General features: G+C 36.4%; 30 protein-coding genes and 1 riboswitch. Of the genes, 23 read left to right on the top strand and 7 right to left on the bottom strand.

The genetic code is table 11. From position 1 onward, the window contains the following. Positions 1 to 372 (top strand): DinB family protein (locus tag BMX63_RS14525; protein ID WP_093136944.1); only part of this gene is annotated, 372 nt, incomplete at its 5' end. Between the two features lie 54 nt (positions 373 to 426). Here the strand turns inward: BMX63_RS14525 and BMX63_RS14520 are convergent. Continuing rightward, positions 427 to 699 (bottom strand): hypothetical protein, encoded by a 273-nt coding sequence (locus tag BMX63_RS14520; RefSeq protein ID WP_093136942.1) that lies wholly within the window; start codon positions 697 to 699, stop codon positions 427 to 429. Between the two features lie 343 nt (positions 700 to 1,042). Here BMX63_RS14520 and BMX63_RS14515 point away from each other — a divergent pair, with 343 nt between their 5' ends. From BMX63_RS14515 to BMX63_RS14475, 9 genes are all read left to right on the top strand, one after another. Continuing rightward, the gene (locus BMX63_RS14515; RefSeq protein WP_093136941.1) at positions 1,043 to 1,234 is read left to right on the top strand and encodes a hypothetical protein; all 192 of its coding nucleotides are present in this window, start codon (positions 1,043 to 1,045) and stop codon (positions 1,232 to 1,234) included. 23 nt (positions 1,235 to 1,257) lie between these two features. After that, entirely contained in the window at positions 1,258 to 1,698 is a 441-nt protein-coding gene (locus BMX63_RS14510) for a GNAT family N-acetyltransferase (RefSeq protein ID WP_093136939.1), read from the top strand. A gap of 70 nt (positions 1,699 to 1,768) precedes the next feature. Continuing rightward, positions 1,769 to 2,020 (top strand): hypothetical protein, encoded by a 252-nt coding sequence (locus BMX63_RS14505; protein WP_093136938.1) that lies wholly within the window; start codon positions 1,769 to 1,771, stop codon positions 2,018 to 2,020. A gap of 547 nt (positions 2,021 to 2,567) precedes the next feature. Further along, on the top strand, positions 2,568 to 2,801 hold the full coding sequence (locus tag BMX63_RS14500; protein ID WP_093136936.1) for a DUF3953 domain-containing protein: 234 nt from the start codon (positions 2,568 to 2,570) through the stop codon (positions 2,799 to 2,801). A gap of 107 nt (positions 2,802 to 2,908) precedes the next feature. Continuing rightward, positions 2,909 to 3,118 (top strand): hypothetical protein, encoded by a 210-nt coding sequence (locus BMX63_RS14495; protein ID WP_093136934.1) that lies wholly within the window; start codon positions 2,909 to 2,911, stop codon positions 3,116 to 3,118. Positions 3,119 to 3,314: 196 nt separating this feature from the next. Further along, positions 3,315 to 3,548, top strand: a complete 234-nt coding sequence (locus BMX63_RS18135; protein WP_093136933.1) for a hypothetical protein — start codon at positions 3,315 to 3,317, stop codon at positions 3,546 to 3,548. A 165-nt stretch (positions 3,549 to 3,713) separates the two neighbouring features. Then, on the top strand, positions 3,714 to 4,013 hold the full coding sequence (locus tag BMX63_RS14485) for a hypothetical protein (RefSeq protein ID WP_093136931.1): 300 nt from the start codon (positions 3,714 to 3,716) through the stop codon (positions 4,011 to 4,013). 330 nt (positions 4,014 to 4,343) lie between these two features. Beyond that, complete coding sequence (locus tag BMX63_RS14480) at positions 4,344 to 4,898, top strand: DUF5694 domain-containing protein (protein ID WP_093136929.1); 555 nt, start codon at positions 4,344 to 4,346, stop codon at positions 4,896 to 4,898. A gap of 167 nt (positions 4,899 to 5,065) precedes the next feature. Further along, a complete protein-coding gene (locus BMX63_RS14475; protein WP_093136928.1) occupies positions 5,066 to 5,254 on the top strand; it encodes a hypothetical protein in 189 nt (62 codons plus the stop codon). Positions 5,255 to 5,713: 459 nt separating this feature from the next. Here BMX63_RS14475 and msrA read toward each other — a convergent pair whose 3' ends face one another. Further along, positions 5,714 to 6,238 carry a peptide-methionine (S)-S-oxide reductase MsrA gene (gene msrA / locus BMX63_RS14470; protein WP_093136926.1) on the bottom strand — a complete coding sequence of 175 codons (525 nt, stop codon included), beginning with the start codon at positions 6,236 to 6,238 and terminating at the stop codon, positions 5,714 to 5,716. A 159-nt stretch (positions 6,239 to 6,397) separates the two neighbouring features. Here msrA and BMX63_RS14465 point away from each other — a divergent pair, with 159 nt between their 5' ends. Beyond that, on the top strand, positions 6,398 to 7,120 hold the full coding sequence (locus tag BMX63_RS14465; protein WP_093136925.1) for a ZIP family metal transporter: 723 nt from the start codon (positions 6,398 to 6,400) through the stop codon (positions 7,118 to 7,120). Positions 7,121 to 7,187: 67 nt separating this feature from the next. On the opposite strand, the gene BMX63_RS14460 is transcribed toward BMX63_RS14465, so the two are convergent. After that, a complete protein-coding gene (locus BMX63_RS14460; protein WP_177167331.1) occupies positions 7,188 to 7,826 on the bottom strand; it encodes an SIMPL domain-containing protein in 639 nt (212 codons plus the stop codon). Between the two features lie 150 nt (positions 7,827 to 7,976). On the opposite strand from BMX63_RS14460, the gene BMX63_RS14455 reads away from it, so the two are divergent. Next, on the top strand, positions 7,977 to 8,894 hold the full coding sequence (locus BMX63_RS14455) for an aldo/keto reductase (protein WP_093136922.1): 918 nt from the start codon (positions 7,977 to 7,979) through the stop codon (positions 8,892 to 8,894). Between the two features lie 228 nt (positions 8,895 to 9,122). On the opposite strand, the gene BMX63_RS14450 is transcribed toward BMX63_RS14455, so the two are convergent. Continuing rightward, on the bottom strand, positions 9,123 to 9,221 hold the full coding sequence (locus tag BMX63_RS14450; RefSeq protein WP_093136920.1) for a YjcZ family sporulation protein: 99 nt from the start codon (positions 9,219 to 9,221) through the stop codon (positions 9,123 to 9,125). 173 nt (positions 9,222 to 9,394) lie between these two features. Between BMX63_RS14450 and BMX63_RS14445 the strand changes: the two genes are divergently transcribed. The 5 genes from BMX63_RS14445 to BMX63_RS14425 all read left to right on the top strand — a co-directional run bounded on the left by BMX63_RS14445 (position 9,395) and on the right by BMX63_RS14425 (position 12,232). Next, positions 9,395 to 9,916, top strand: coding sequence for a D-glycero-alpha-D-manno-heptose-1,7-bisphosphate 7-phosphatase (locus BMX63_RS14445; RefSeq protein ID WP_093136918.1), 522 nt, complete (start codon positions 9,395 to 9,397; stop codon positions 9,914 to 9,916). A 51-nt stretch (positions 9,917 to 9,967) separates the two neighbouring features. After that, entirely contained in the window at positions 9,968 to 10,192 is a 225-nt protein-coding gene (locus tag BMX63_RS14440) for a CDGSH iron-sulfur domain-containing protein (RefSeq protein ID WP_093136917.1), read from the top strand. Between the two features lie 331 nt (positions 10,193 to 10,523). Next, positions 10,524 to 11,015, top strand: a complete 492-nt coding sequence (locus BMX63_RS14435; RefSeq protein ID WP_342733268.1) for a GNAT family N-acetyltransferase — start codon at positions 10,524 to 10,526, stop codon at positions 11,013 to 11,015. Between the two features lie 337 nt (positions 11,016 to 11,352). Beyond that, positions 11,353 to 11,844 (top strand): glutathione peroxidase, encoded by a 492-nt coding sequence (locus tag BMX63_RS14430; RefSeq protein ID WP_093136915.1) that lies wholly within the window; start codon positions 11,353 to 11,355, stop codon positions 11,842 to 11,844. A gap of 28 nt (positions 11,845 to 11,872) precedes the next feature. Then, the gene (locus tag BMX63_RS14425) at positions 11,873 to 12,232 is read left to right on the top strand and encodes a hypothetical protein (protein WP_093136914.1); all 360 of its coding nucleotides are present in this window, start codon (positions 11,873 to 11,875) and stop codon (positions 12,230 to 12,232) included. Positions 12,233 to 12,298: 66 nt separating this feature from the next. Here the strand turns inward: BMX63_RS14425 and BMX63_RS14420 are convergent, their stop codons facing one another. Then, a complete protein-coding gene (locus BMX63_RS14420; protein ID WP_093136912.1) occupies positions 12,299 to 12,736 on the bottom strand; it encodes a hypothetical protein in 438 nt (145 codons plus the stop codon). Between the two features lie 262 nt (positions 12,737 to 12,998). Between BMX63_RS14420 and BMX63_RS14415 the strand changes: the two genes are divergently transcribed. Then, on the top strand, positions 12,999 to 13,982 hold the full coding sequence (locus tag BMX63_RS14415) for a M20/M25/M40 family metallo-hydrolase (RefSeq protein WP_245732843.1): 984 nt from the start codon (positions 12,999 to 13,001) through the stop codon (positions 13,980 to 13,982). Positions 13,983 to 14,023: 41 nt separating this feature from the next. Here BMX63_RS14415 and BMX63_RS14410 read toward each other — a convergent pair whose 3' ends face one another. Then, the gene (locus BMX63_RS14410) at positions 14,024 to 14,815 is read right to left on the bottom strand and encodes a yteA family sporulation protein (protein WP_093136910.1); all 792 of its coding nucleotides are present in this window, start codon (positions 14,813 to 14,815) and stop codon (positions 14,024 to 14,026) included. 261 nt (positions 14,816 to 15,076) lie between these two features. After that, positions 15,077 to 15,186: riboswitch (SAM riboswitch) on the top strand. Positions 15,187 to 15,335: 149 nt separating this feature from the next. Between BMX63_RS14410 and BMX63_RS14405 the strand changes: the two genes are divergently transcribed. The 3 genes from BMX63_RS14405 to BMX63_RS14395 all read left to right on the top strand — a co-directional run bounded on the left by BMX63_RS14405 (position 15,336) and on the right by BMX63_RS14395 (position 20,111). Beyond that, positions 15,336 to 16,628 carry an O-acetylhomoserine aminocarboxypropyltransferase/cysteine synthase family protein gene (locus tag BMX63_RS14405; protein ID WP_093136908.1) on the top strand — a complete coding sequence of 431 codons (1,293 nt, stop codon included), beginning with the start codon at positions 15,336 to 15,338 and terminating at the stop codon, positions 16,626 to 16,628. Between the two features lie 306 nt (positions 16,629 to 16,934). Further along, positions 16,935 to 18,476 (top strand): peptidoglycan DD-metalloendopeptidase family protein, encoded by a 1,542-nt coding sequence (locus BMX63_RS14400; protein ID WP_093136907.1) that lies wholly within the window; start codon positions 16,935 to 16,937, stop codon positions 18,474 to 18,476. A 210-nt stretch (positions 18,477 to 18,686) separates the two neighbouring features. Next, positions 18,687 to 20,111: a hypothetical protein gene (locus tag BMX63_RS14395; RefSeq protein ID WP_093136904.1), complete on the top strand. Its 1,425-nt coding sequence runs from the start codon at positions 18,687 to 18,689 to the stop codon at positions 20,109 to 20,111. 168 nt (positions 20,112 to 20,279) lie between these two features. Here the strand turns inward: BMX63_RS14395 and BMX63_RS14390 are convergent, their stop codons facing one another. Next, complete coding sequence (locus tag BMX63_RS14390; protein ID WP_093136903.1) at positions 20,280 to 20,810, bottom strand: CotY/CotZ family spore coat protein; 531 nt, start codon at positions 20,808 to 20,810, stop codon at positions 20,280 to 20,282. A 226-nt stretch (positions 20,811 to 21,036) separates the two neighbouring features. Here BMX63_RS14390 and BMX63_RS14385 point away from each other — a divergent pair, with 226 nt between their 5' ends. Both BMX63_RS14385 and BMX63_RS14380 read left to right on the top strand, forming a co-directional pair. Further along, a complete protein-coding gene (locus BMX63_RS14385; RefSeq protein ID WP_093136901.1) occupies positions 21,037 to 22,068 on the top strand; it encodes a DmpA family aminopeptidase in 1,032 nt (343 codons plus the stop codon). A 160-nt stretch (positions 22,069 to 22,228) separates the two neighbouring features. Beyond that, complete coding sequence (locus tag BMX63_RS14380; RefSeq protein ID WP_425441493.1) at positions 22,229 to 23,815, top strand: BCCT family transporter; 1,587 nt, start codon at positions 22,229 to 22,231, stop codon at positions 23,813 to 23,815. The last annotated feature ends 131 nt before the right edge of the window (positions 23,816 to 23,946 follow it).

Here is a 23,946-nt window from a genome sequence, read left to right as displayed (position 1 = left end):
GGTCTTACTGAAGAACAAGCAAAATGGAAGCCTAGTGAAGCAACAAACTCGATTTTTGAGATTGTGAATCATTTGATTTTCTATAATCAACGTTATTTAAACCGGTTCAAAGACATACCAAATGAAAAGAATAAGGATAACAATACGTTTACAAACAGAGAGAAATTAAGTTGGGATGCTGCGGTTAAACGTATCCAAAATATTATGTCTGAATGGACAGAAGTTGTCCGTGAGGCAGGTGAGAATAAACTCGATAATATGGCACTTGAACTAGCCCACTTGACGATTCATACGACCTACCATACCGGACAGATTATCTATATTAGAAAATGGCAGGGTACATGGAATCCGCAAGATGGTGTAAATGGGTAGATTGATTTTCATGAACTAACGCTTGGATGCTATCCAAGCGTTTGGGTATGTGGGTTATACGTCATCACTATGCTGTTCAACCTCTTGAATGTGCTGACGTGTATTGTGAATTTGTTCAAATGCTTGTTGAAATTGTGGATTTTCTGTTGCCTCAGTTCCTGATTGATCCTGAGCATTTTGCAGATTTTGCTCTGCATGTTTTAGTTGCTGTTTTGCTTGTTGGACAAGTTGAAAGTCTGTTCCCTGTGATAGACGAACAGCTTCCTCTGCCTTATCAATTTGTTTACTTACCTGCTGTAATTGTTGATGTAGGTTTTCTTCTGCCATTCCGGTATCCTCCATTACAAATCATTTCTATATTTATTATTTCTGATAGTAGCCGGATTATGTATGTTTTTCCAATAGAAACATACATAATCTCATCACTTGCTTCAAAGAACAAGAATTTAATAGGATGGATGATCTATAGAAGTTTTTTAAAACACTTGAACATGGAGCATCTTTAGTACGAAGAAAGAAAAGTTATTAACCATCCACCTAATCCACTAGTGGTGATTTCCATAAACAAATGGTAAAATAAGGGTAATAAATAACGGGAATATTTAGAATTTTTCACTGCAATAGCAAAATTCGACTCCTGGCAGGAAAGTCAATGTCAGGAAGCAATCGAGTGAAGAAATTGTCTTTAAATAAATCTATAAAACGTTGGATTTCAACCTTTTCGGGCGGGATTTCCGTCATCATCATTTTCAATCTAGTAATGGGTAAATCGTATATGGATGAAATGAAAAACGATCTAGTAATTATTATCTTGTTATTTATTGTTCAATTGGTTGCAGCCTTATATACAGATAAAGATTAAATCGTTATATGGAGGATGACAGGATGGAAACTATGACAATAAAAGAATTAGATTCGAAGGAAGAAATTCGGAAGGCATATCCCCTAATGAAACAATTACGAACGCATCTTGATGAGGAAACCTATCTGGATTTAGTGTTAGAAGCTATGGAGAATGATCGATATAAAATGGCAGTTCTATATGATAGCAATAAGCTGGTTGCAGTGACTGGTTTTAAACCAATGATTACTTTATATTACGGCAGGTTTGTATGGGTCTGCGATTTGGTAACAGATGTTAGAAATCGTTCAAACGGGTATGGAAGAAAACTGCTTTCCTTTGTTGAAAAATGGGCTAAAGAACATCAATATGAGCGGATAGCTCTTTCATCTGGATTACATAGAAAGGATGCTCATCAATTTTATGAGGAGAAAATGGATTATTATATAGCAAGTTATGTGCTGAAGAAAGACTTCCATTCATGAGAATTCTTCTAATTAAGAGGGTACACACATAAAGTATAGTAATAGAGACCTTCCTAAGGGGGAATGTGTGTTGGATTTTATTGTAAATTTCCTTGAGTATTGTTTTTCGAAAAAAAAGACTCTAATATACACCACATTTAATCAACAGGATTACTACAAGGTGATCGATCGGTTAAAAGCAAATCAAGTGATGTACAGAGTTGCATCAATTTCGAATGTGTCAACTTCACCAAGTGGAGCATACAGTGATTTAGGTGATGAATATAAAATTTATGTAAAACTTGATGATAAGGGAAAAGCACTTCGGGCCATTCACCAGTAATGAATACTTGGAAGATATCCCGTAACTATTATTTATCTGGGAGGGGTAGTAACAGCCGATAAGGAATCCTAACGGGCATTTTACGAAGGAGCAGGTTAGTTGCAGAAGATTTTTGGGAGGATAAGATATGAACGACGAGAATAAGAAAAAATATCTCAGATTGGTAATAGGATATTCAGGTCTTCTGCTTGTAGGGTTAGCCGCAGTGAGGCACATAACTGTTATCCAAGATACAATTGGGTAGGCATTGACTATGTTTGGTTATTTATGACTTGTTACTTACTTTCAATTTGCAGATAATAAGATAGGTGTTACTACAAAGGAAAAGGTTATATTTAGAACAGGTTTCTTAGCCGTTTTAGGAGTTGTTGCTTTTATTATATATAAATAGAACTTGTTCTTGACTAACGGGGGCGATAGTTTAACAAGGCGATCAACAATTTGGTCGTCTTTATTTTATCTATAAATAATTGGAATATTATGTTAACATTAGTTTAGGAGATATTGAGCTAACGGAGTAGGATTGTTCAATAAAAGGAGTGTTTATTTGCTGAAGATTTTACGTTATATTTTTTCGATAATAGCTATGGTATTTGCGGTTTATGGACTAATTACGAGTGATTTTAATTTTCAGCCTTATATGATGTTCTTCTTAGGTTTAATGTTGTTGGTAATGGGGGTAGAAGAATTTCAAAAAGAGCGAAAAGCGTATGGTTGGTTACTTGTTGTTGTTTTTCTATTTTTATTATTCGTATCGATTCAAACACTTTTATTACGTTAACGGGTGCGTATCTACAATAAGTAAGATGAATTTTCAAAAATGATATTGGTACTTTTTAGGGATAACTATTAGTGGTTGTACGTACCCTCCTAATAAGGAGGGATTATATGGTGAAAAGGACATTTATGATTGTTGGAATACTTATGCTGATTGGAATAACTACACATACTTTGACAAGCTATTTTTCAGAAGCTAATACGGCTGTTGCAGACGAAGAGGAACCAAAATCTTTAACCGCTAAAGAAAGAAATCAAATAATATCTACAATAGAATTGGTAACAGAACAGCTTGGTGAGAAGTATAACGAATTCACATAAAGAATTAAGAATACAAGTTAAAAAGGAACAAGATTATTTTAAATCAGTTAAAGGTGAAATGGAGTCCACTGTAAAAAACATCATAAAATCAACTCCTTTAAAGGACTATTCTGTTATTGTAGAAAGACTCGAAGTACCTTCATTGAAAGAAGAATAAAGAAGAATTAACCAAGATTTTTTACAAATAACATCTAGATTGAACAAAGGTCTAAAAGAGTATAATGTAGGAGATATAACTACGGATAGTAAAGAAAAAAGCATTACCATACAAACATCCATAGAAGGTTCAAGTAAAGATACCAACAAGTTAGCTTCGGATATTGAAGAAACTGCAAAAGAAATATTAAATAAACTAGAACTAAAGTCAGTTTCCAATATTACCTCTTTTGAAATTAAAATACGAAATGCAAATAGTGAAATTCTAAATTAGTGGGCAATTCATTTAGCGGGGCTATTCTTCAAGAAGGAGAATAGCTTGTTTTATTGAATTAAAGGAGCAGAAGAGTTTAACAAGTAAACTTAACTGAATATTGAAACATATCAAGAGAGCAATCGTATTTATATAAAGTAAATATAGTTTAAGGGGAAATTTGAAATGAAAAGATTTTTATATTATTTCGGTTGTACGGTTATTATGGGATTTGTTTTTTATCTAGGTGTGAAGTATCAAATTCGATTAGAGGAAAAAGCGGATATAACATTTGATTTAATGTCTGTTTTGTTATTTTCAGCCGTATTTCCTATTTTCATAGGTATGAGCTTACGATTGCCTAAGCTAATTGTTGAAATTAAAGAGAATAAACAATGGAAGTTTGATTGGATAAAGATAGTTGCAGTAGGTGTACCTCCTTATATATCACGATACTCCCAATACTGTCTTACTATTCTGAGGTGAATTTGCTATTTAGCAGAGAGTTGGTAATGTTAGGCAATACAACATTGACAACAACAGCTGGAATTGTCTTTGGTTTTGTTTTGTTAGACAGTTTAAGCAAATGATAGCTATTAAACAAACGGGGGCGTATCTGGAACAAAAACGTAGACCTTATTGCATTAAAGGGCAGGTTAGTGGAACAAAGTAACTGGGGGAGAGATACTTGAAAAAAGAAATAATACTTGTCGGGACTTATCATTTTGAACAAGACGAAGAACTAATAGAAAAAAAGAAAAGGAAGTAATAGAGTTAGTTGAGTATTTAGCACATTACAAGCCAACTAAAGTCGCTGTGGAATGGGAAAAGTCAGAAGATAAAGAACTAAATATAGAATACCAAAAATCAAATGGAAATTATTCAATCGATGAAATTCAACAAATTGGATTTAGGTTAGCCAAAAAGTTAAATCACAAGGAAGTATATGCAGTGAATTGGGCAGGGGAAATTTCCCAAGAAGATATGACGGAACTTAATGCCTTAATTCAAGGTTCGTATCCTGAATTACTAAATACAATGAAGGTCATTAGTGAAAATGCTCCTGATATTAGTCTTAACACGCCATTGGTTAATTCGTTTAGAAAATTAAATAACAATGAAACTACTAAAGAACTAGAGAGAATGTACTTATCATTTGTTACTGTAACTGATAACAATGAAAAAATGATTGGTTTTGACTTTTTAAACAAATGGTTGGAAAGAGAATTGATGGTTTTCAAAAATATTGTTGAAACGAGTAATTCTGATGACCGCATACTGCTCATAATTGGAAGTGACCATCTATGGATGCTAAGAAAGTTATTTGAAGGAAATGGGTGGAAGATAATCAATCCTTTTTCTAGTGAATAGCCATTTATCCTTATTCATCAAACGAGTGCAATAGTTAAACAAGGCGATCAACATTTTGGTCGTCTTTATTTTATCCGATAAATAATTGGAATATTATGTTAACATTAGTTTAGGAGATATTGAGCTAACGAGCTAACGGAGCAGGTTTATGCAATAAGGAAGATGATTTGAAGGACAAAAAGTGGGGTGTAATGGGTGGTTTAGCATTTATTTGGTTTTTGTTTGTATATATCGGTGTGCCTATTACGGTAGTTTTGGTATTGCTATGGATTTATAAAATCAAATCAAATAGTGAAACACAAGTAAAACAGAACCAAGAGATAATTCAATTGTTAGATGAACTTAATAATAGTTGAGCTTGCTATTCAACTATAGGATAGCGTTTCTACAAGAAGATTAATAAAAAGATACGAATGTAATCATTTCCTATAATGGTGAATTAGTAAAGTGAAATGCAATAGAGTTATTACCAGAAAAATATTCAAGTGATGATATAGAATAGACTTTGAACTATCTGGGGCTTTAGTTTAATAAGACTGAGCATTTTCCGATAAGGAAATTGCTCTTTTTTGTACCTCAAATTACATTGGTTTTTACACGTGATTTTGCAAGTTTTCAATAATTATTGTAGTTTTGCAAATGGGGTTGCATTTCCCTGTGTAAATAACTACTCAAAATACAAATGAACATTTATATAACAATCAACAGTGAGCGTCAAATTGCTTTGCAATTCAACGCTCATTTTATAATGCATTGTTTGTACTCCAAAACTGAACTACTTAATTACATCCAAGTGTTTGTTCTTCTACTTAAGCTTAGCTCCAATAATTTTCAATAAACTCATCCCGACCTGACTTTGCACGATCTTCCTGATATTCATCAGGATTTTTCTTATAAAAATCCTGATGCTCCTCCTCTGCTTCAAAAAACGTTTGAGCAGGCAAAATCTCCGTTACAATTGGATCTTTAAACTTCCCACTCGCAGCTAAATCCGCTTTAGTTTTCTCAGCTAATTCTTTCTGTTTTTCATTATGATAAAAAATGGCGGTTCGATACTGGCTGCCACGGTCATGGAATTGCCCATCAGGATCAGTTGGGTCAATTTGCTGCCAGTACAGTTCTAATAATTTTTCATATGGAAATACTGCAGGGTCAAAGGTGATTTGTACAGATTCATAATGACCAGTTTCGCCTGTTTTTACTTGCTCATAAGTAGGGTTTTCTACATGTCCACCTGTATAACCAGATATAATACCGTGAATACCTTCCCATTGGTCAAAGGGCTTGACCATACACCAGAAACATCCACCTGCAAATGTAGCTTTTTGTAATTCACTCATTTTACATCATTCTTTCTATTTATGGTGTGAAAATTATATCACTATTCCGCAAAAATCTTCAATGAATTTTTACCACTCTAAATATACGATTTTGTGAATGGTATAGGTGAACGCTTGGAAAGATAAGAAGTACTAAAATAAACTAAAGGAGATCAATAAATGCTACAAGCATTATTATGGGGTGGACTTGCAGGTTCAGCCCTTTTTATTGGGGGATTAATTGGTCTTTATTTTGATATTAAAAAGACATTCATCGCTTATGTAATGGCTTTTGGATCTGGTGTATTAATTGGTGCGTCATCCTTCGAAATGCTGTATCCATCAGTTGAGGATGAGGGATTGGCTCCGACAACAATAGGCTTTATTACTGGCGCTCTTTTGTTTACGATTATTAATGCTTTTCTTGATAAAAAGGGTGCAAATCAAAGAAAACGTTCTAAGCAAAACCCAGAAGGTCATTCTGGGTTGGCTATATTTATTGGTACGATGATTGATTCACTTCCTGAAGCGGTTGTAATTGGTATAAGTATGATTGATACAAAGGTGAGTATGGTTTTGGTTATTGCCATTTTTGTAAGCAACCTGCCTGAGGGATTATCGAGTACAATCGGTTTAAAACAGGATCAGTACACAAAAGGGAAAATTTTACTTCTATGGACCACTGTTTTTATTGTAACAGGGATATGCTCATTAGCAGGATATGTGCTGTTAGATGATGTCTCAGGTCATGTCATTGCCATTATAAACACGTTTGCAGCAGGTGGAATTGTTGCGATGGTAAGCTCAACGATGATGCCTGAAGCCTATGAGGACGGAGGTGCGGTTGTTGGAATGATTACGGCGGTTGGATTGATTCTTTCTCTCGTTTTATCGGTTATGTAATATATATCACCGATCATAAATAAAAAGAGAAGCAGTGCTAGCCAGTAAGGGAGACTTATGAACGCTTTCATGTAATCAAGAATTTTGCTTCTACTACTGATCTTATATCGATAATCCCGGGTTCAACCGGTGTAGCTGGACTTTCTGTAGCTACCCCTAAAACCATGGTTTTAGGTCTATCCGTTTCCTGAAAACGTATTTCCTTTACTTTATAAGGGATGGTTTGAATGGATAATCCAGTCGTCTGACGCACTGTGTTGGCTTTTACCTGGGCATTTTGAATAGCTTTTGAAAGTGCCTGCTGCTGATAGGGAGCTGAGTCTGATACCATTAGTTCAATATCATTTACCGTGTTGGCTCCGTTTTCTACTGCTGTATCAACAACCAGCCCGACTTGATTGATATCATTTACCGTTACACGAACGATATTGGTTACCCGATAACCTCGAAAGATTTGGTCACCATCTTTGTAATCATATTGCATGTTGATTCGAAAGGTAGTGGTCTGAATATTTTCATTAGGAATTTGTAAATTTCGCAGGGCAGAAAGAACTTGTGAAGTCATTTTAGCATTGGTTTGCTGGGCATTCTGCAGACTCTTTCTTTCCGTTATAACACCTAATGAAATGGCTGCCTGATCAGGTTTAACGGAAATCACTCCTTCACCTACGACTTTAAGATAAGAAGAAACTTCACGATTGTTCACACGTACCTGAGGGGATGAATAATACAAAGTATCCCTTCTTTCATCGTTTTTATCAATGTATTCAGGAGGAACATTATTTATCAATCATCATTGCTCAATTTTTTTATTTGTGTTGTATAATAAAAGAAAGAACAGAAAGGAGTTTTTCTTATGAAGAAAATGAACCTGGGTACAAGCGATTTATACGTTTCTAATCTTTCATTAGGTTGTATGAGGATGGGAAAGCTTCATAAAAATGAAGCGGAAAATGTGATTCAGACAGCATTAGATGCAGGAATTAATTTTTTTGATCATGCAGACATATATGCAGAAGGAAAATCAGAAGAAATATTTGCTGAAGCAATTGGAATGAACCCATCTGTACGTGAAAAAATGGTGTTGCAAACTAAAACGGGTATAAGAAAGGGGTTTTTTGACTTTTCCAAAGAACATATTGTCGGTTCCGTCGAACAAAGCCTAAGACGTTTAAATACAGATTATATTGATGTACTACTTTTACATCGGCCAGACACATTAGTGGAACCAGAAGAGGTAGCCGAAGCTTTTCATGAACTGAACGAAAGTGGAAAAGTTCGTCATTTTGGTGTTAGTAATCACAATCCGTTACAAATTGAATTGTTAAAAAAATATGTAGAACAGGATTTGATTGTGAATCAACTGCAGTTGAGTGTGATGCACACAGGGATGATTGATAAAGGGCTATATGTGAATATGAAGCATGAAAATGGAATTGATCGGGATAGTAGTATACTGGATTATAGTCGATTACATAATATGACCATTCAAGCCTGGTCGCCTTTCCAATATGGCTTTTTTGAAGGAGTATTTATTGATAATGACAAGTTTTCGGAATTAAACGTGAAACTTCAGGAAATAGGTGATAAATATGGGATAAATAAATCGGCAACTGCCATTGCCTGGATACTACGTCATCCTGCAAAAATTCAACCAATCCTCGGAACGATGAGTCCAGAGCGTATCACAAATATTGCTAAAGCATCAGATGTAGAAATAACCAGAAGAGAATGGTATGAAATCTATCGTGCGGCTGGAAATGAATTGCCTTAACGGAACAATGAGGAGCAAGTAGTGAGGGTGCTTAAGGAATTCCATTTTTTCAATTGTGCAGTGGCTGGAGTTTTGATTTAGATTTATTCTGTGTCCATTTATAAATATACCCTCTAAACTTGTAAAGAGTCGACAGAAAAAAAGCCCCACTTAGAACAGTGGGGAAGGGGATGGGTTGATGGGTTACGGTAAAAAGAGGGTATGACTGACTCAAAAATACTTTACTCACTAATAGCTGCTGCCAAAATTAGTACCCACAATAATGAGCAAAATAAAAAGAACGACGAGTAGCACAAACATATCACCGTATCCTCCGCCGTATACCATACATTCACCTCCTTTTTACTTTTGTTACTATTCTATGAAGCCGTTATGAAAACTAGCATGATATCTATCTCCTTTCTATGAAAAATAGATTGATGTTCGAGTTATATGTATCATAAGTTTCCTGACAATGGTCATACTTCTTAATAATAAGATGGCTTTGAAAAGGTGATTGTATGAACATTGGAATGTTTTTAGATCGCGATGGTGTAATAAATGAGGTATTAAGTGAACGAGTCAAATTTGTAAATCACCCTGGTGATTTTTACTTACTCGATGGAGCAGGAGAGGCGATTCGTTTGTTTAATGATAAAGGCTTTAAAGTCTTTGTAGTAACAAACCAGGGAGGTATCGGTCTTGGGTATATGAAAGAAACGGAACTTGGTGCCATTCATCAAAAAATGAAAGAAGATTTAGCCTCATTCGAAGCAAGGATTGATGATATTGCCTACTGTCCCCATAAACCTCACGCAAAGTGTTTCTGTCGTAAGCCACAGCCGAAAATGCTTGAAGACCTAGCACATAAATATGAGATTGACCTGGGAAAGAGTTATATGGTCGGCGACCGTACATCGGATATTGAGGCTGGAAAAGCAGCAGGAACCAAAACCGTATTAATAGGTGATCGAAAGGAAACAGCTAAAGCTGACTTTTATTACACTGATTTACTGTCCTTTGCCCGGGACTGTCCCCAATAACAAATATTTTAAATTTTCGCTATTTTATATTAAGATATAGTTATTCATTAAATGAAAAGAGGAGGGATTGTTGTGAGTGAGAAAGTAACCATTAAAGTAAATGACAATGGATCTTACCGTATTAAAGGAGATGTGGAGCTGGTTGATTCAGAAGGGAATGTGTTTGAAACGAAATCAAGTTTTTCTCTATGTCGCTGCGGTCATTCTGGAAATAAACCATTTTGCGGTGGAACACATAAGAAAATCGGCTTTGAAAGTGAACCTAGAGCAAAGTAGCAAATCATACGGAAAGTCAGCAAGTAAAAATTCGAGCACTATTATTTTATGCTCGATTTCTTTTTGTGGTATAGAAAAGGATAAAATGGAAGCTCTGTGGATAAACATTCAGGAATAGCCGTTGTGCTTCGCCTAGCGAGACTTCGTTTACCTACGTACGATCAGTCAACTTTTGTCCGTTTGTCGTGGTTTCCTTTATCTCTCCTAGGAATCACCTAGGGATTATTTCAGTTCATACATTGCTAAAAAGGAGCTCTTATTGCATTTGTTTAGGAGTTCTTTGGGCAGCAATATTTTTTAATTGATAGGAAATGAGGTATTTTCAGTGTAAATTGTAATCCAAAAACCAAAACCTGAACATGCAGAAACTATCGCATCTATTTGTGCCAGAGGTTGGAGACAAACTGTAGAAAATAAATTCAGTGAAGAGTATAAACAGAAAACGGTTGAGTACTGGTACAACCACAAGAAAGTTGAAGATGACATAAAAAGTGGAACATATACCCATATAGCTCTGGCTGATTCGAAGGTTGTCGGAGTAATTGGCGGTGGAAAAACAGGTCCTGAACTAGGTGAAGTATTTGTTTTTTATGTGGATGAACATTATCGGTATAAGGGTATCGGAAAAAAGCTGCTTGAGGCCATTACAAAAGAGCAGCTGAAATGGGGCATAAAGAGGCAATGGGTGTCTGTGCAGGAGGACAATCAACTAGGTATTCCTTTTTATGAAGCACGAGGATTCACTTTTGAGAAGAAAAAAACGACTCAAACGGAAACAGGTGAGAAGCAGATTTCATTGCGGTATTGGAGAGCTATTCCCTGATCTTGAATAAGAAGTGTTTCTAAATCTAAATGATACATAGAATGTAGCGGTTCAATTAAATCTTCATATGAAGGGTGTGAGATTAGTGAAGGAGCTTGTTGGGAATTGTCGAACTTGTGGTGAAATGGTGTATTGTAAAAACGGATTCCTTGATGGCGTATATGAGTGCGGGAAGCTGCTCTGTTTTTCCTGTCATTCTAGTCAGTCCTCACATAGTGCAAAGTTATTAGAATAGAATGTGAGGTTAAAGTCTTAACGTTAACGACCTGTTATCCTTGTATATGGATTAACCAAGAATAAAAATCATTTTAGTAATTTCAGAAGGAGGTAATGATTTTTGCCAAATAGTATCTATGATTTTACAGCTCTTTTGTCAAATGGGGACAAAGTATTCCTTGAAAATTATCAGGGAAAGGTTCTCTTAATTGTAAATACAGCCAGTAAATGCGGATTCACACCTCAGTTTAAAGGACTTCAAAATCTATATGATTCATATAAAGATGATGATTTTGCTATCTTAGGATTCCCGTGTGCACAGTTTGCGAATCAGGAATTTGAGCAACAGGATGAGATTATTCATTATTGTCAATCAAATTATGGTGTAGATTTTCCAATGTTTCAAAAAATTGATGTAAAAGGAGAACATGCTCATCCATTATTTCAATACTTGACGAGTGCGAAAAAAGGGATTTTGACCGAGGATATTAAATGGAATTTCACAAAATTCCTCATTAACCGTAATGGAGAAGTCGTTAAACGGTATGCCCCAAGCACAAAACCAGAAAAAATAGCTGGAGATATTGAAAAGGAATTAGTCAAATCATGTTAACTGGCTTTGTAAAAGGTGGTGGGATTATATGAATAAGAAATCTGTTATTTTTGGTATTATTGCCATTTTATTATTAACTTTACTCATGATACTGGATTTTTTCCCTCAATTGGTTTTTGCCGGATACGTTAAAGGAGCTCTTTTTTGGGTACTACTAGTTGCTTTAGCCGTCTCCATTATCATTTCTGGTCGCAACCAGAAAAATCATCACTTTATAGAGTCAGTCCTAATTTTTATCTATCTTATTGCACTTATCCTTTTATTAACAGGATTAGGTGGTGAGTCTGCACGTGGATTTTCACCTGACCAATCCGGATTTTGGGTGATTATTTTTATAGGGATTATTGAAATATACGCCCAGTGGAAGAGAAGAAGTGCTATCAAATGAAGGCAGAATAGCTAGTTATTAGTTTTTTTCCTTTAAAAAACTGTTGACCCAATCTTCCCTATCATTTTAAAAGGTAACATTCTCATTTTTGGCTTGTTCATAGAATTGATCCCAAAAGGGCTTTAATATTTCTGAAGAAGATTCATCAAGCTTAAAGGTTTCATTATTAATTGTAATATGTTTCTCTCCTGAAATTTCAACATTTGCTATGAGCTTGCCTTCTTTGTTAAACAATTGTACGTTCTGATTTGGCGATACAGACTCAGAGGTGGATTTTTCAAATTCCAGTTGTTCCATTGCATTCAGAAACTTAGAAATCATTTCCTCTCTCTTTGTTGTATATAGAATATCCTGATATTCTGTTGAGTAACCTGCAATCTGGGCGGGGTTTTCCTCTACCACTTCATCAATAGTTGTTGTCGTCTGATCTTCTATTATCATAGTCATCATGAATAGCATAAAGACTAAAAGAATAGTCGACCAAACAATACCTGTTTTTTTCATTACAATCCCCTCACAAATTTTTCTCATCTATTTTATTAGACGAAAAGAGTGATTAGTTGGTTTCAGAACTTTAGATTTATTTATAATATTTTGTTTGTGAGTGATGAATAATGTCTATTTTTGAATGATAGGTTTTAGTTCATATGAATCATTATAGACTTGACTCATGTATCAATATTACCAATGTTCAAAAAATAGAAGGGGAATGCTGATAGGACGGAGAAATGAATATGTGTAATAAAAAGGAAAGGAGTGGCTTGTTTTGAAAAATCAAAATGTAAAAGTGCCAAGTATTTTGATGATGATCTTCGCTATGGTGATGGCCCCTGTCTTTGTTTCAGCGCAGGGACAATCTTATCAAGCCTTTGATAACAAAATTGTCAAACGGATAAATGTAGATAGCATCTATCAGCATATTTCTTATCTATCTGAAGAAATTGGTTCACGAGCTGCAGGAACTGAAGGAGAACTCCAAACGATTGACTATCTAGTAGATCAATTTGAAAATTTTGGGTATGAAGATGTAGATGTTGAACAGTTTACGGCACAAACATGGAATGGAGAGGAAATTACTTCATATAATGTAGAAGCTGTAAAAGAACCGAATAAAAACCATGATACAGGACAACAAATTGTGATTGGATCTCACCATGATTCTGTACCGAATGGACCTGGAGCTAATGATGATGCATCTGGAACAGGTGTGTTGCTTGAATTAGCCAGAGTTTTTGCGAAAACACCAACAGATACAACAATTAAATTCGTTGCTTTTGGTGCTGAAGAAAATGGTTTGTTAGGTTCACAGAAATATGTGGAAGAAATGTCTGAAGAGGAAATTGCGAATACAGTTGCCATGTTTCAATTGGATATGGTCGGGAGTGCTGATGCTGGAGACCTTGTGATGTTTACCGTTGATGGTGAACAAAATGTTGTGACAGACTTAGGTGCTGCAGCAGGCTCAAGAGTAAGCGATGTGGTTCCGTATAGTCAACTTAGCCGCAGTGATCACGTTGCCTTCCATGATGCTGGTATTCCGGCTGCTTTGTTCATCCATACACCACTTGAACCATGGTATCATACTGAAGATGACTTGATTCAATACATTAGTAAAGAAAAATTGAAGGATGTAGGAAACATTATTGGTTCTGCTGTATACCAAATTTCACGTAAAGATACCCCTGCATTAGAACGGGCAAACGTAGCACCAGAATCTGTCGAATATGAGTATGAAGCACCTGAATTATAACGATTATTTTAAAAGCACCGCTTCTTTAGCGGTGCTTCTCATTATTTGTCATCGTTATCTAAATGATTTCTTTTTTCTTCTTTGGCAAATTCTTCTGTATAAGGATCCATTTCATATGGCTTCAAATCACCAAAAACGCTCATAGTATCCTCTTCATCCAGGTTTTCCTCATATTCCTCATGTCTTGGAGTAGGGTAAACTGTAATGTTTCTTCCTTCAATGTCATTCCCGGCAAAATTTTCATAATCCTCTACATATCCCTCACGATCATCAGATTCGATGTAGGTTTCATTATAATGATCAGGGGATACTGCAAAATCTGAAGGAGAATTAGAGGTACCCCACTGAGCAACCTCCTGCCAGGAGTCTTCTGCATCAAAAGCTACGGCATCCGTATCATCGTATTCAAACTTTCCAAATGGAGGAAGTAGTACTCCTTCCTCAACTGGGCGTTGAGTGGAAACGTTTTGATCAGGAGAATGTTCCACACAATAGGTAGTGGTAGGGAGTGCTTCTAAGCGTTCAACTGGAATTTCTTTTCCACATTCTTTGCATTTGCCATACGTGCCTTCATCTATAGCTTTTAGAGCATTCTCGATATTTTTTAATTCATCTTCAGCATGGTCATTCAGGGCTATATCCTTTTCTCGTTCATATAATTCAGATCCTTCATCCGCGGGATGATTATCGTAGCTTGATAATTCTCCCGTGGACTGATGATAATGACCTGTTTCTATATCAAAATGATCATTTTCTTTTAACCGTTTTTCGATATCCTCTTTTGCCTTCTGTAATTGAGAACGGAAGGTGGAAACTTGCTTATTTGTCAACATCACGACTACTCCTTCCTTCAACAAATCCTTATATATTTATTGTCTGTTGTTATGGCATAAAAAATAAAGGTAAATCCATGTCTCTTTTCTAAATAATGGAGAAAAAGGAGTTTCGATAAAAAAATTCTGTTTGTAAACGTAAAAATATGTTTTTTTTAAAAAATTTCGAAAAACAATTGACAGAAGATTATTTATTATCTATACTACTTAATAACATTTCAAACCGTACATAAACGGTTTGAACACCAACAGAATAAACATCTCTTATCCAGAGTGGCGGAGGGAAAGGCCCTGTGAAGCCCGGCAACCTTCAAGTATCGACTTGAAAAGGTGCCAAGTCCTGCAGATCTGATTGATCTGAAAGATAAGGGGAGGAATATGGAATAACAACCCTCTTCTTATTGAAGAGGGTTTTCATTTTCCCTCTTATCACTGATGATTTCAATATTTTAGCGCATTAATACGCTAAAAAAGAGTAGGCAGAAGGCTTTTAAGAAAAACTAATTTAAGGAGTGGTAAGATGAGTCAGGAAAAGTTAGGTCTAGAAACATTACATTTACATGGGGGTCAAGAGCCAGATCCGACAACCGGTTCACGTGCAGTTCCGATTTACCAAACAACCTCTTATGCCTTTCGTGATACCGAGCATGCTCAAAATTTATTTGGATTACAGGAAGAAGGAAATATTTATTCCCGAATTATGAATCCGACTGTTGATGTATTTGAAAAACGGCTTTCTCTTCTCGAAGGAGGAACAAATGCCGTTGGGTTATCTTCAGGTATGGCCGCGATTTCCTTATCCATTTTTAATCTGGCCCGAGCAGGTGATGAAATTGTTGCCGCTACGGATTTATATGGAGGAACCTTTAATTTGTTTTCAAACACACTTCCTAAATATGGAATTGATGTTAAATTTGTTGATCCTAAAAATCCGGATAATTTCAAGGAAGCCATTACTTCCAAAACGAAAGCCATTTTTGCAGAGACAATTGGTAATCCAAGTTTACATGTATTAGACATCGAGGCGGTTGCGAATATTGCACATGAAAATGATATTCCTTTACTTATTGATAACACATTTGCGACACCTTATTCCTGTCGTCCAATTGAATATGGTGCTGATGTAGTCATTCATTCCGCTACAAAATGGATTGGGGGACACGGAACTGTCATTGGTGGAGTTGTTGTAGATGGCGGATCCTTTGACTGGAATAATGACAAATTCCCTGATTTTGTTGAGCCAGATCCTAGCTATCACAATCTTCGTTTTGCTGAGTTAGAAGGCGCAGCGTTTGGCACTAAGCTTCGGGTACAGCTTTTACGTGACTTTGGACCTTGCTTAAGTCCACAAAACGCATTCCAGTTCCTTCAAGGCTTGGAAACTTTGCATCTACGCGTTCCGAAACACAATGAAAATGCACTAGAAGTAGCGAAGTTTTTAGAAAATCATCAAGATGTAGAATGGGTTTCTCATCCAGGATTAACAAGTCACCCATCACATGCTTTGGCACAAAAATACTTTGATCAAGGTGCAGGCTCCATTGTTGTATTTGGAATTAAAGGGGACCGGGAAGATGGACGTAAGGTTGTGGATAATGTTGAACTTTGGTCTCATTTAGCCAATGTGGGTGATGCCAAATCATTAATTATTCACCCGGCATCCACCACTCATCAGCAATTAAGTGCTGATGAATTAAAGCAAGCAGGTGTTACGGAAGAATTTATTCGTCTTTCTGTCGGTCTAGAGTCAACAAAAGACTTAATTGAAGATCTGGATCAGGCTATTAAAAAAGCAACAAGACAACCGGTTTAATGTTTTATTTACTTCAAAACATTTTTTATTATGGATTTCCAGATAAATTATGGAAGTTATAAGGTAAAAGAGCGATTCCTAATAGAAGGAATCGCTCTTTTTATTTAGGCTATATTCAAATAGCTTGTTGTCTTCCCTTAAGGATAATAAATATTTTGACAATATTTTTCAAAAATATGACAGCTATTATACAAGTTTGTTACATTATGCCTAATTCTATTTATTTATGTTAGGGAGTTGTGGTAGAGTGATAGGGGTAGAAAGATAGATAATAAAGAATGAATTGATCGTGGGAGGAACGAGAAAGTGCTTGATAATAAATATCAGAAAGCATCAAAGAATAAACAAAAGGCGCTTGTCCCTAAAGTTGTACTTACAACTTGTTTAAGCATTGGAATTACTTTAGGATCAGGAACCATTCATGCAGATAAAAAAGATGATGATCTGCCACGTGTTTACCATGTATATATGGATGGTGAACATATAGGAACTGTTGGCAGTAAAGAAGTTATTGAATCCTTCTTAAATAAAAAGGTTGAGGAAGAAGAGAATAAGCGTGAGGATGTAGAGCTGGCTGTAAGTCAGGATATTAGCTACATACCTGAAGTTACTTTTGAGCCTGTATTTAACAATCAGCGCGTAATAAACCAATTAAAAAATGAAATCACCTACAGTTTAGCAGCTGTTAAACTTGAGGTAGGTGGAGAATTAGTTGGTTATTTTAAAGATGAAGATTCTGTGCAAAAGCTTCTTTCAAAATATATGGACAAATATCTTCCTAAAGATACAGTTCAGGAATATATAAAAGATATTGTAGATAATAATAAGTCGGAAGAAACAGGTTCTGATTCAGATGAAAAGACTCATGAAAAAACAGGTTCTGATTCAGATAAAAAATCAAATGAAAAATCAGAAAAAGATAACATGAAAGTCGGAGATTCTAATATATTAGACGTTTCATTTTCAGAAAAGGTTTCAATTTCTGATGAAAAAGTGGATCCTAAGGAAATACTAACAATAGATCAAGGAATTAAACTCTTGAAAAGAGGAACATTAGGAGAAAAAGTACACAAAGTAAAATCAGGTGAAGCATTAAGTACCATAGCGGATCAATATGAATTAAGCGTGCCTGAATTGTTATCGTTGAACCCTGATTTAAATGAGGACTCCATTATTCAAATAGGAGATAAAGTAAACGTTACTGGATATGAACCATTTTTAAACATTGAAACAACTGAGGAAAAGGTAGTAGAAAAAGAAATGGATTATGAAACGGAACACAAAAAGACGGATAATTTATACAAAGGACAGACTAAAGTAAAACAACAGGGACAGGAAGGTAGCAAAAAGATTCACTATCGACTTGAGAAGAAAAATGGTAAAGTGGTGAACCGTGAAGTACTTGATAGTGAAGTTATGAAAGAACCTGTTAAGAAAATTGTTTTAGAAGGTACAAAGGTCATTCCATCACGCGGAACTGGAGATTTCAAATGGCCTGCAGCTGGTGGATACGTATCCAGTGGTATGGGACAACGATGGGGAAGTTTTCATAAAGGAATTGACATTGCCCGTCCAAGCAATCGATCCATTTATGCCGCCGATAATGGTGTTGTAGAATCAGCTGGTTATGATAGTGGTGGATACGGAAACCGTATTGTCATTAACCATAAAAACGGTTATAAAACCACATATAGTCATTTATCTTCTATAAAGGTAAATGCTGGACAAACCGTAAAGAAAGGTCAAGTCATTGGAATTATGGGATCAACTGGTCATTCTACCGGTACACATTTACACTTTGAAGTATATAAAAATGGATCCCTGCAAAATCCGTCTAATTATTTTTAAAACAGCAAGATACATTGAAGAACTGTCATTCTTACAGAAGGATGGCAGTTTTTCTTTTCGAATGGCCTGTGTTAAAGCTTATAGTTGATTCTAAACAAAACGAAATAGACGGTTAATCATCATCCCATTCGAATCACCAATATGGGCTAATGTGCATATGGTGGTAATACATCACCTAAGCGGGTGAATTGAAAAAGGATGGTGAAGTTCATGGAGTTAGAATTCAGCCATTTTGTATACGCACTTTTCACAATACTGATAATTGTTACGATGGCCTTTCGTAAAGGTGTTGTTCTACCTACATTATTGGGAACGTTTCTAGTCGCATGGGCGTATAAAGGTAGTGTAATAAGCGGTTTTACGGCTATTTTTAATGCAAATTTAGTTGCAGCGAAAGAATTGTTCAACATCTTCCTAATCATAACCTTTATGGTTGCCTTACTACACGCACTAAAGGATTTGGGGGCAGATCGCCGTATGATTGAGCCCATACAGAAATTTATGACAAATGCACATATAGCTTTCCTTATTCTTATAGCGGTTACCTATGTGATTTCTCTATTTTTTTGGCCAACGCCTGCTGTGCCGTTAATTTGTGCTTTACTTGTCCCTGCTGCTGTTCGTTCAGGGCTTCCCTTAATAGTAGCAGCAGTCACGATTGCGTTAGCTGGTCAGGGAATGGCTTTGTCCTCTGATTATATTATTCAGGTGGCTCCAGAGTTATCAGCAAAGGCAGCGGGAATTGACACAGGATTATTAGCTGATCGGAGTTTAGTTCTTTCTGTTATTACAGGTTTAACCGCTCTTGGCTTAGTCTACTTTTTTAGTCGCAAATCATTTCGTGCTCCCCATGATTCTTTAAATGATAAAGAAATTCAAGCTATGCAAGGTCTGGAAGAAAGTCATCGAAAGACAAAATCTCACAATTTGACCATTTGGAGTAAAGTGTTTGCCATATTGGTTCCTTTATCGATGGTTGCGGTGATCATAACGATGATTTCCTCAAAACTAACGTCTGGTCGCATGGGGAGCTTTGAGGGAGGAGATGGTGCTGCATTTATTGGCGGTGTAGCGGTTATCTTATTATTACTTGCATCCATTGCATTTGGGAAGCATAAGTCACTCGATTATATAGGAGAACATATTACAGAGGGGTTTGTCTTTGCTTTCAAAGCAATGGGACCAGTAATCCCGATTGCAGGGTTTTTCTTCTTAGGAAGCGAAGATTTTTCGGGTAGTATTTTATCTTTAGGGGAGGAGACTGCTCCAGCTTTTCTATTTGATATTGTGAATGCATCTCAGGATTTTCTCCCTGAAAGTACAATTTTAGCTGCATTTAGTATATTAATTATTGGCATTATTACAGGTTTAGATGGATCTGGTTTTTCTGGCTTACCGCTAACCGGTTCTTTATCTGGAGCTTTGGCAACATCCGGTGCAGACCCCGCAACATTAGCAGCCATTGGTCAAATGGGCTCAATCTGGACTGGTGGGGGTACAATCATTGCCTGGTCCTCCTTAATTGCCATTGCCGGATTCTGTGGGATTTCCGTTATGAAACTTGTGCGAAAAGCCTTTATTCCTGTAATGCTGGGTTTATTTTTATCTACCTTAATAGCGCTGTTTATTTGGTAGTTTTTCATGTTCAAAAAAATTAAGTCTGTAAAAAAGCCAGAGTACTTCTCTGGCTTTTATAAACCTTTATTCTGTTGAAATACATGTATTATAAGAGCATTACTATTTGGTTAAAAAAGCAGAGCCTGGAAAATAAAGGCTCCGCTATTGTCTGTTTGGTCTATACTTTTATAGTAGTGAAACGGCAGGAAGACATGTGATTGCGCAGAAGCAGTTTAAGTCAACTGTTATGCAGATGCCAGTACGTTCTAATTCATTAACCCCTAATCCGTTAAGCTGTTCGCAAGGGTCTTTGTCGCATTTTGCTCCGTGTTGATCTCCAGGCTGATCTGGATCTCCATCGCAGGTAAGCAGTTCTAGTACTGCACAGCAATTGTCACTAACTTCATTTACACGGAAAACAAAGCTCTCAATGCAATCAAAACGTGCGTTCATTCCACCGCCTTGAATGTCGGCTCCAAATCCTTTAAATGGTTTTAAATCTTTCCCATATAAAATAAAAGGAACTGTGTCAAGGTTATTACGACTTACAGGGGACACAAGACTGTTAATGGACCTTTCACAGCTAACATCACACAATTCATCGGTTACATCATTCTGTGCATCTGCAATGGAACGTACTACATCGCAAACACAGTTATCATCAGTAAATTCACCTGCTACACGATTATCATCTTTAAAATTTCTACCGCAACCCATCGATTGGAACACTCCTTTTTTTCTAATTTAAATTCTACAATAACAACGTATGACGAATGATTAGATAGGTATGGTTGGATATCCTATGTTAGAAAGGAAAAGTATAAAATAGGTGAATGTTCCATACATAACCATTTTGCGACAGATTATCCAGCTTAAAAGTATCATACATAGGAGAGATTTATACTTCGATTTGATACAATGGGGAAAAATGGGAGGATCGTTTATGCGGAAACGAATCAGAGATTTAGGAATAATCATAGGAACACTTCCCACAGGGGAGCAAAATAAGATTACCGATGTTCCGGGAGTTAATGTCGGACACATTACCAAAGTGGTGGATAAGGCGAACAACACTTCAATTAGAACAGGGATTACAGCGGTTTTACCTCATCAAAGAAATCTTTTTCAGGAAAAAGTCCCCGCTTCTTCATTTGTGTTAAACGGTTTTGGTAAAACGGCTGGTTTGGTGCAAATAGAAGAGTTAGGTACGATTGAATCTCCCATTATGCTTACCAATACATTTGAAGTAGGTACAGTGTGGCAGGGAACCCTTTCCTATATGCTTGATCAGAATCCTGATGCAGGAGATAAAACAGGTTCTCTGAATGTGGTCGTTGGAGAATGTAATGATATGTATTTGAATGATGTAAGGATACAATCTCTCATAACTCAAGATGCAAAAAAAGCTATTAAGGCCGCGAAGGCTGATGCAGATGAAGGAGCGGTAGGAGCTGGAACCGGAATGATGTGTTATCAATTTAAAGGGGGAGTAGGAACTTCCTCGAGAAAAGTTAGAGAAGGATATACGATTGGGGTGCTTGTGGTAAGTAATTTTGGGAAAAGAGAGGAATTGGAAGCAGCCAGGTATAAACCGACATATATGGATGATAACCAGATTCCTGATGGATCAATTATGATGATTGTAGGAACTGATGCTCCTGTATCTGAACGACAGTTAAAACGAATTGCCAAACGAGCACCAGTCGGCTTAGCAAGAACTGGAAGTCGTGTCCATCATGGAAGCGGAGACATTGTCATAGCCTTTTCAAATGGATATACGATTCCTCATAGTAAACATGGGGAATATCTGGAGAAGCAAATGTTGATAAGGGATGATTCCCTAGTTATGAATGAACTTTTTCAAGGAGTTGAAGAAGCAACAGAGGAAGCTATATTAAATTCTCTATCAAAGGCTGAAACCATGACAGGTAGAAAGGGACGAGTTGTAGAGGGAATTCCATATTCATTGTTTTAGAAAACAGCTGACTCTTGCAGGAAGTTCTGGACCAGTTAAGAAAACGATTAAAGGTTAGAGATATAACAAAACATTATCTTCTTCATTTTGTCCATACTAAAAAAAGACTAATCATCTGAATTATAAATGAAAGGATGATAATGTGAATAACAAGAATTGTTTGATTGATTGGCCCACATTTATAGGGGCCTTAATTCTTCTTTTACTTGTAACGGTTCCATTAATCATTTGGCCTGAAAAAGGTGAGGAAGTTGTGCTTAATGCAAATGATTTTGTCACAACTAATTTTGGTGTGCTTTACTTATTAGTCGGTATATGCGTCTTCTTTTTCCTCCTGGTCGTTGCTTTTAGTAAGAATGGATGGGTTAAATTAGGCGAAAAAGAAGAAAGACCTGAATTCGGAAACTTTTCCTGGGCTGCTATGCTGTTTTGTGCAGGAATTGGTTCAAGTATTTTATATTGGGGCACCATTGAATGGGCTTATTACCTGCAAGGACCGCCGTTTGGAATAGAAGAAGGTTCTCAGGATGCGATACGGTGGGCATCCACGTATGGAATTTTCCATTGGGGTCCAATAGCCTGGGCCATTTATACTTTACCTGCACTCCCAATGGCCTATTTTTATTACGTTCGTAAAAGACCGGTGCTAAAAGTAAGTGAAGCTTGCAGACCTTTGATAGGACGGGCTGCAGATGGTCCAATTGGAACGATTATCGACGTTCTCTTTATGTTTGGTCTTTTAGGTGGAGCTGGTACAACACTAGCATTAGGAACACCGATGATTGCGCAAGGGATTCATGCAATAACCGGTCTTGAAACGAATATGATCCTGCAAACGGTTATTCTTCTTATTTGCACGACCATTTTTGCGATTAGTTCTTATACAGGATTGCGCAAAGGGATTAAATATTTAAGTGATGTAAATTTATGGCTGGCTATTTTTTTACTAGCTTTTACGCTTATCTTTGGGCCAACTTTATTTATTTTAGAAACCACCACAAATAGTATTGGATTATTGCTGGATAATTTCTTTCATATGAGTACATGGACGGAGCCATTTCAGGATATCGGAGACTTCGAACAGACGGGATTCCCGGAATCCTGGACGGTGTTCTACTGGGCATGGTGGCTTGTATATGCACCGTTTGTAGGTTTATTTGTGGCTAAAATTTCCCGAGGACGAACCGTAAGACAAATGGTTTTGGGTACAATGATTTATGGCACCCTTGGAAGCGTTTTGTTTTTTGGGATTATGGGGAACTTCGGCTTATATATGCAGTTAACAGGTCAGTTTGATGTTCTTCAAGTATTAAATAATCAGGGAGCACCTGCTGCCATTATCAGCATTGTCAATCAGTTACCACTGGCTGGTTTTATGATTTTCATATTTACTGTACTAGCTATTATTTTCTTAGCTACAACCTTTGATTCCAGTTCTTATATATTAGCTTCTGTTGTACAAAAAGAGGTGGATGATGAACCCATTCGTTGGAATCGAATGTTTTGGGCTTTTGGACTTTCCTTTATGCCATTAATTCTGATGTACCTTGGTGGCCTATCGATCTTGCAAACGGCAAGTATTGTAGGTGGATTTCCTTTGTTAATCATTTTGACGATGTTAGGCTGGTCGTTTATGCGGGCCTCTAATGGTGACATAAAAGCATCTGAAAATTACAAACCGAAAACCATAAATCTTGACCCAAGAAAGATTCGGGAACGTTTACGAAGAAAAAGAAAGAAACAGTGAAAACAAGAAAAAATATGTGGAAAATCCTCCAAAATAGGGGGATTTTTCTTTTCTACTATTCAGAAAAATAGTAAAATAGTACTGATAAAGACAAGCGTAATCGATTGACCTAGACAAAAAGCCAGAAAAAC

The organism is Salinibacillus kushneri (assembly GCF_900111405.1).
Classification (GTDB): Bacteria; Bacillota; Bacilli; order Bacillales; family Alkalibacillaceae; genus Salinibacillus; species Salinibacillus kushneri.
This window is presented reverse-complemented; position numbering and strand designations above follow the sequence as displayed.

Excerpts from the sequence above, each read along its gene's own strand:
- BMX63_RS14520 (WP_093136942.1), bottom strand. The coding sequence starts at position 699 with ATGGCAGAAGAAAACCTACATCAACAATTACAGCAGGTAAGTAAACAA.
- BMX63_RS14510 (WP_093136939.1), top strand. The coding sequence starts at position 1,258 with ATGGAAACTATGACAATAAAAGAATTAGATTCGAAGGAAGAAATTCGG.
- BMX63_RS14495 (WP_093136934.1), top strand. The coding sequence starts at position 2,909 with ATGGTGAAAAGGACATTTATGATTGTTGGAATACTTATGCTGATTGGA.
- BMX63_RS14485 (WP_093136931.1), top strand. The coding sequence starts at position 3,714 with ATGAAAAGATTTTTATATTATTTCGGTTGTACGGTTATTATGGGATTT.
- msrA (WP_093136926.1), bottom strand. The coding sequence starts at position 6,238 with ATGAGTGAATTACAAAAAGCTACATTTGCAGGTGGATGTTTCTGGTGT.
- BMX63_RS14465 (WP_093136925.1), top strand. The coding sequence starts at position 6,398 with ATGCTACAAGCATTATTATGGGGTGGACTTGCAGGTTCAGCCCTTTTT.
- BMX63_RS14455 (WP_093136922.1), top strand. The coding sequence starts at position 7,977 with ATGAAGAAAATGAACCTGGGTACAAGCGATTTATACGTTTCTAATCTT.
- BMX63_RS14450 (WP_093136920.1), bottom strand. The coding sequence starts at position 9,221 with ATGGTATACGGCGGAGGATACGGTGATATGTTTGTGCTACTCGTCGTT.
- BMX63_RS14445 (WP_093136918.1), top strand. The coding sequence starts at position 9,395 with ATGAACATTGGAATGTTTTTAGATCGCGATGGTGTAATAAATGAGGTA.
- BMX63_RS14440 (WP_093136917.1), top strand. The coding sequence starts at position 9,968 with ATGAAAAGAGGAGGGATTGTTGTGAGTGAGAAAGTAACCATTAAAGTA.
- BMX63_RS14425 (WP_093136914.1), top strand. The coding sequence starts at position 11,873 with ATGAATAAGAAATCTGTTATTTTTGGTATTATTGCCATTTTATTATTA.
- BMX63_RS14420 (WP_093136912.1), bottom strand. The coding sequence starts at position 12,736 with ATGAAAAAAACAGGTATTGTTTGGTCGACTATTCTTTTAGTCTTTATG.
- BMX63_RS14410 (WP_093136910.1), bottom strand. The coding sequence starts at position 14,815 with ATGTTGACAAATAAGCAAGTTTCCACCTTCCGTTCTCAATTACAGAAG.
- BMX63_RS14405 (WP_093136908.1), top strand. The coding sequence starts at position 15,336 with ATGAGTCAGGAAAAGTTAGGTCTAGAAACATTACATTTACATGGGGGT.
- BMX63_RS14395 (WP_093136904.1), top strand. The coding sequence starts at position 18,687 with ATGGAGTTAGAATTCAGCCATTTTGTATACGCACTTTTCACAATACTG.
- BMX63_RS14390 (WP_093136903.1), bottom strand. The coding sequence starts at position 20,810 with ATGGGTTGCGGTAGAAATTTTAAAGATGATAATCGTGTAGCAGGTGAA.
- BMX63_RS14385 (WP_093136901.1), top strand. The coding sequence starts at position 21,037 with ATGCGGAAACGAATCAGAGATTTAGGAATAATCATAGGAACACTTCCC.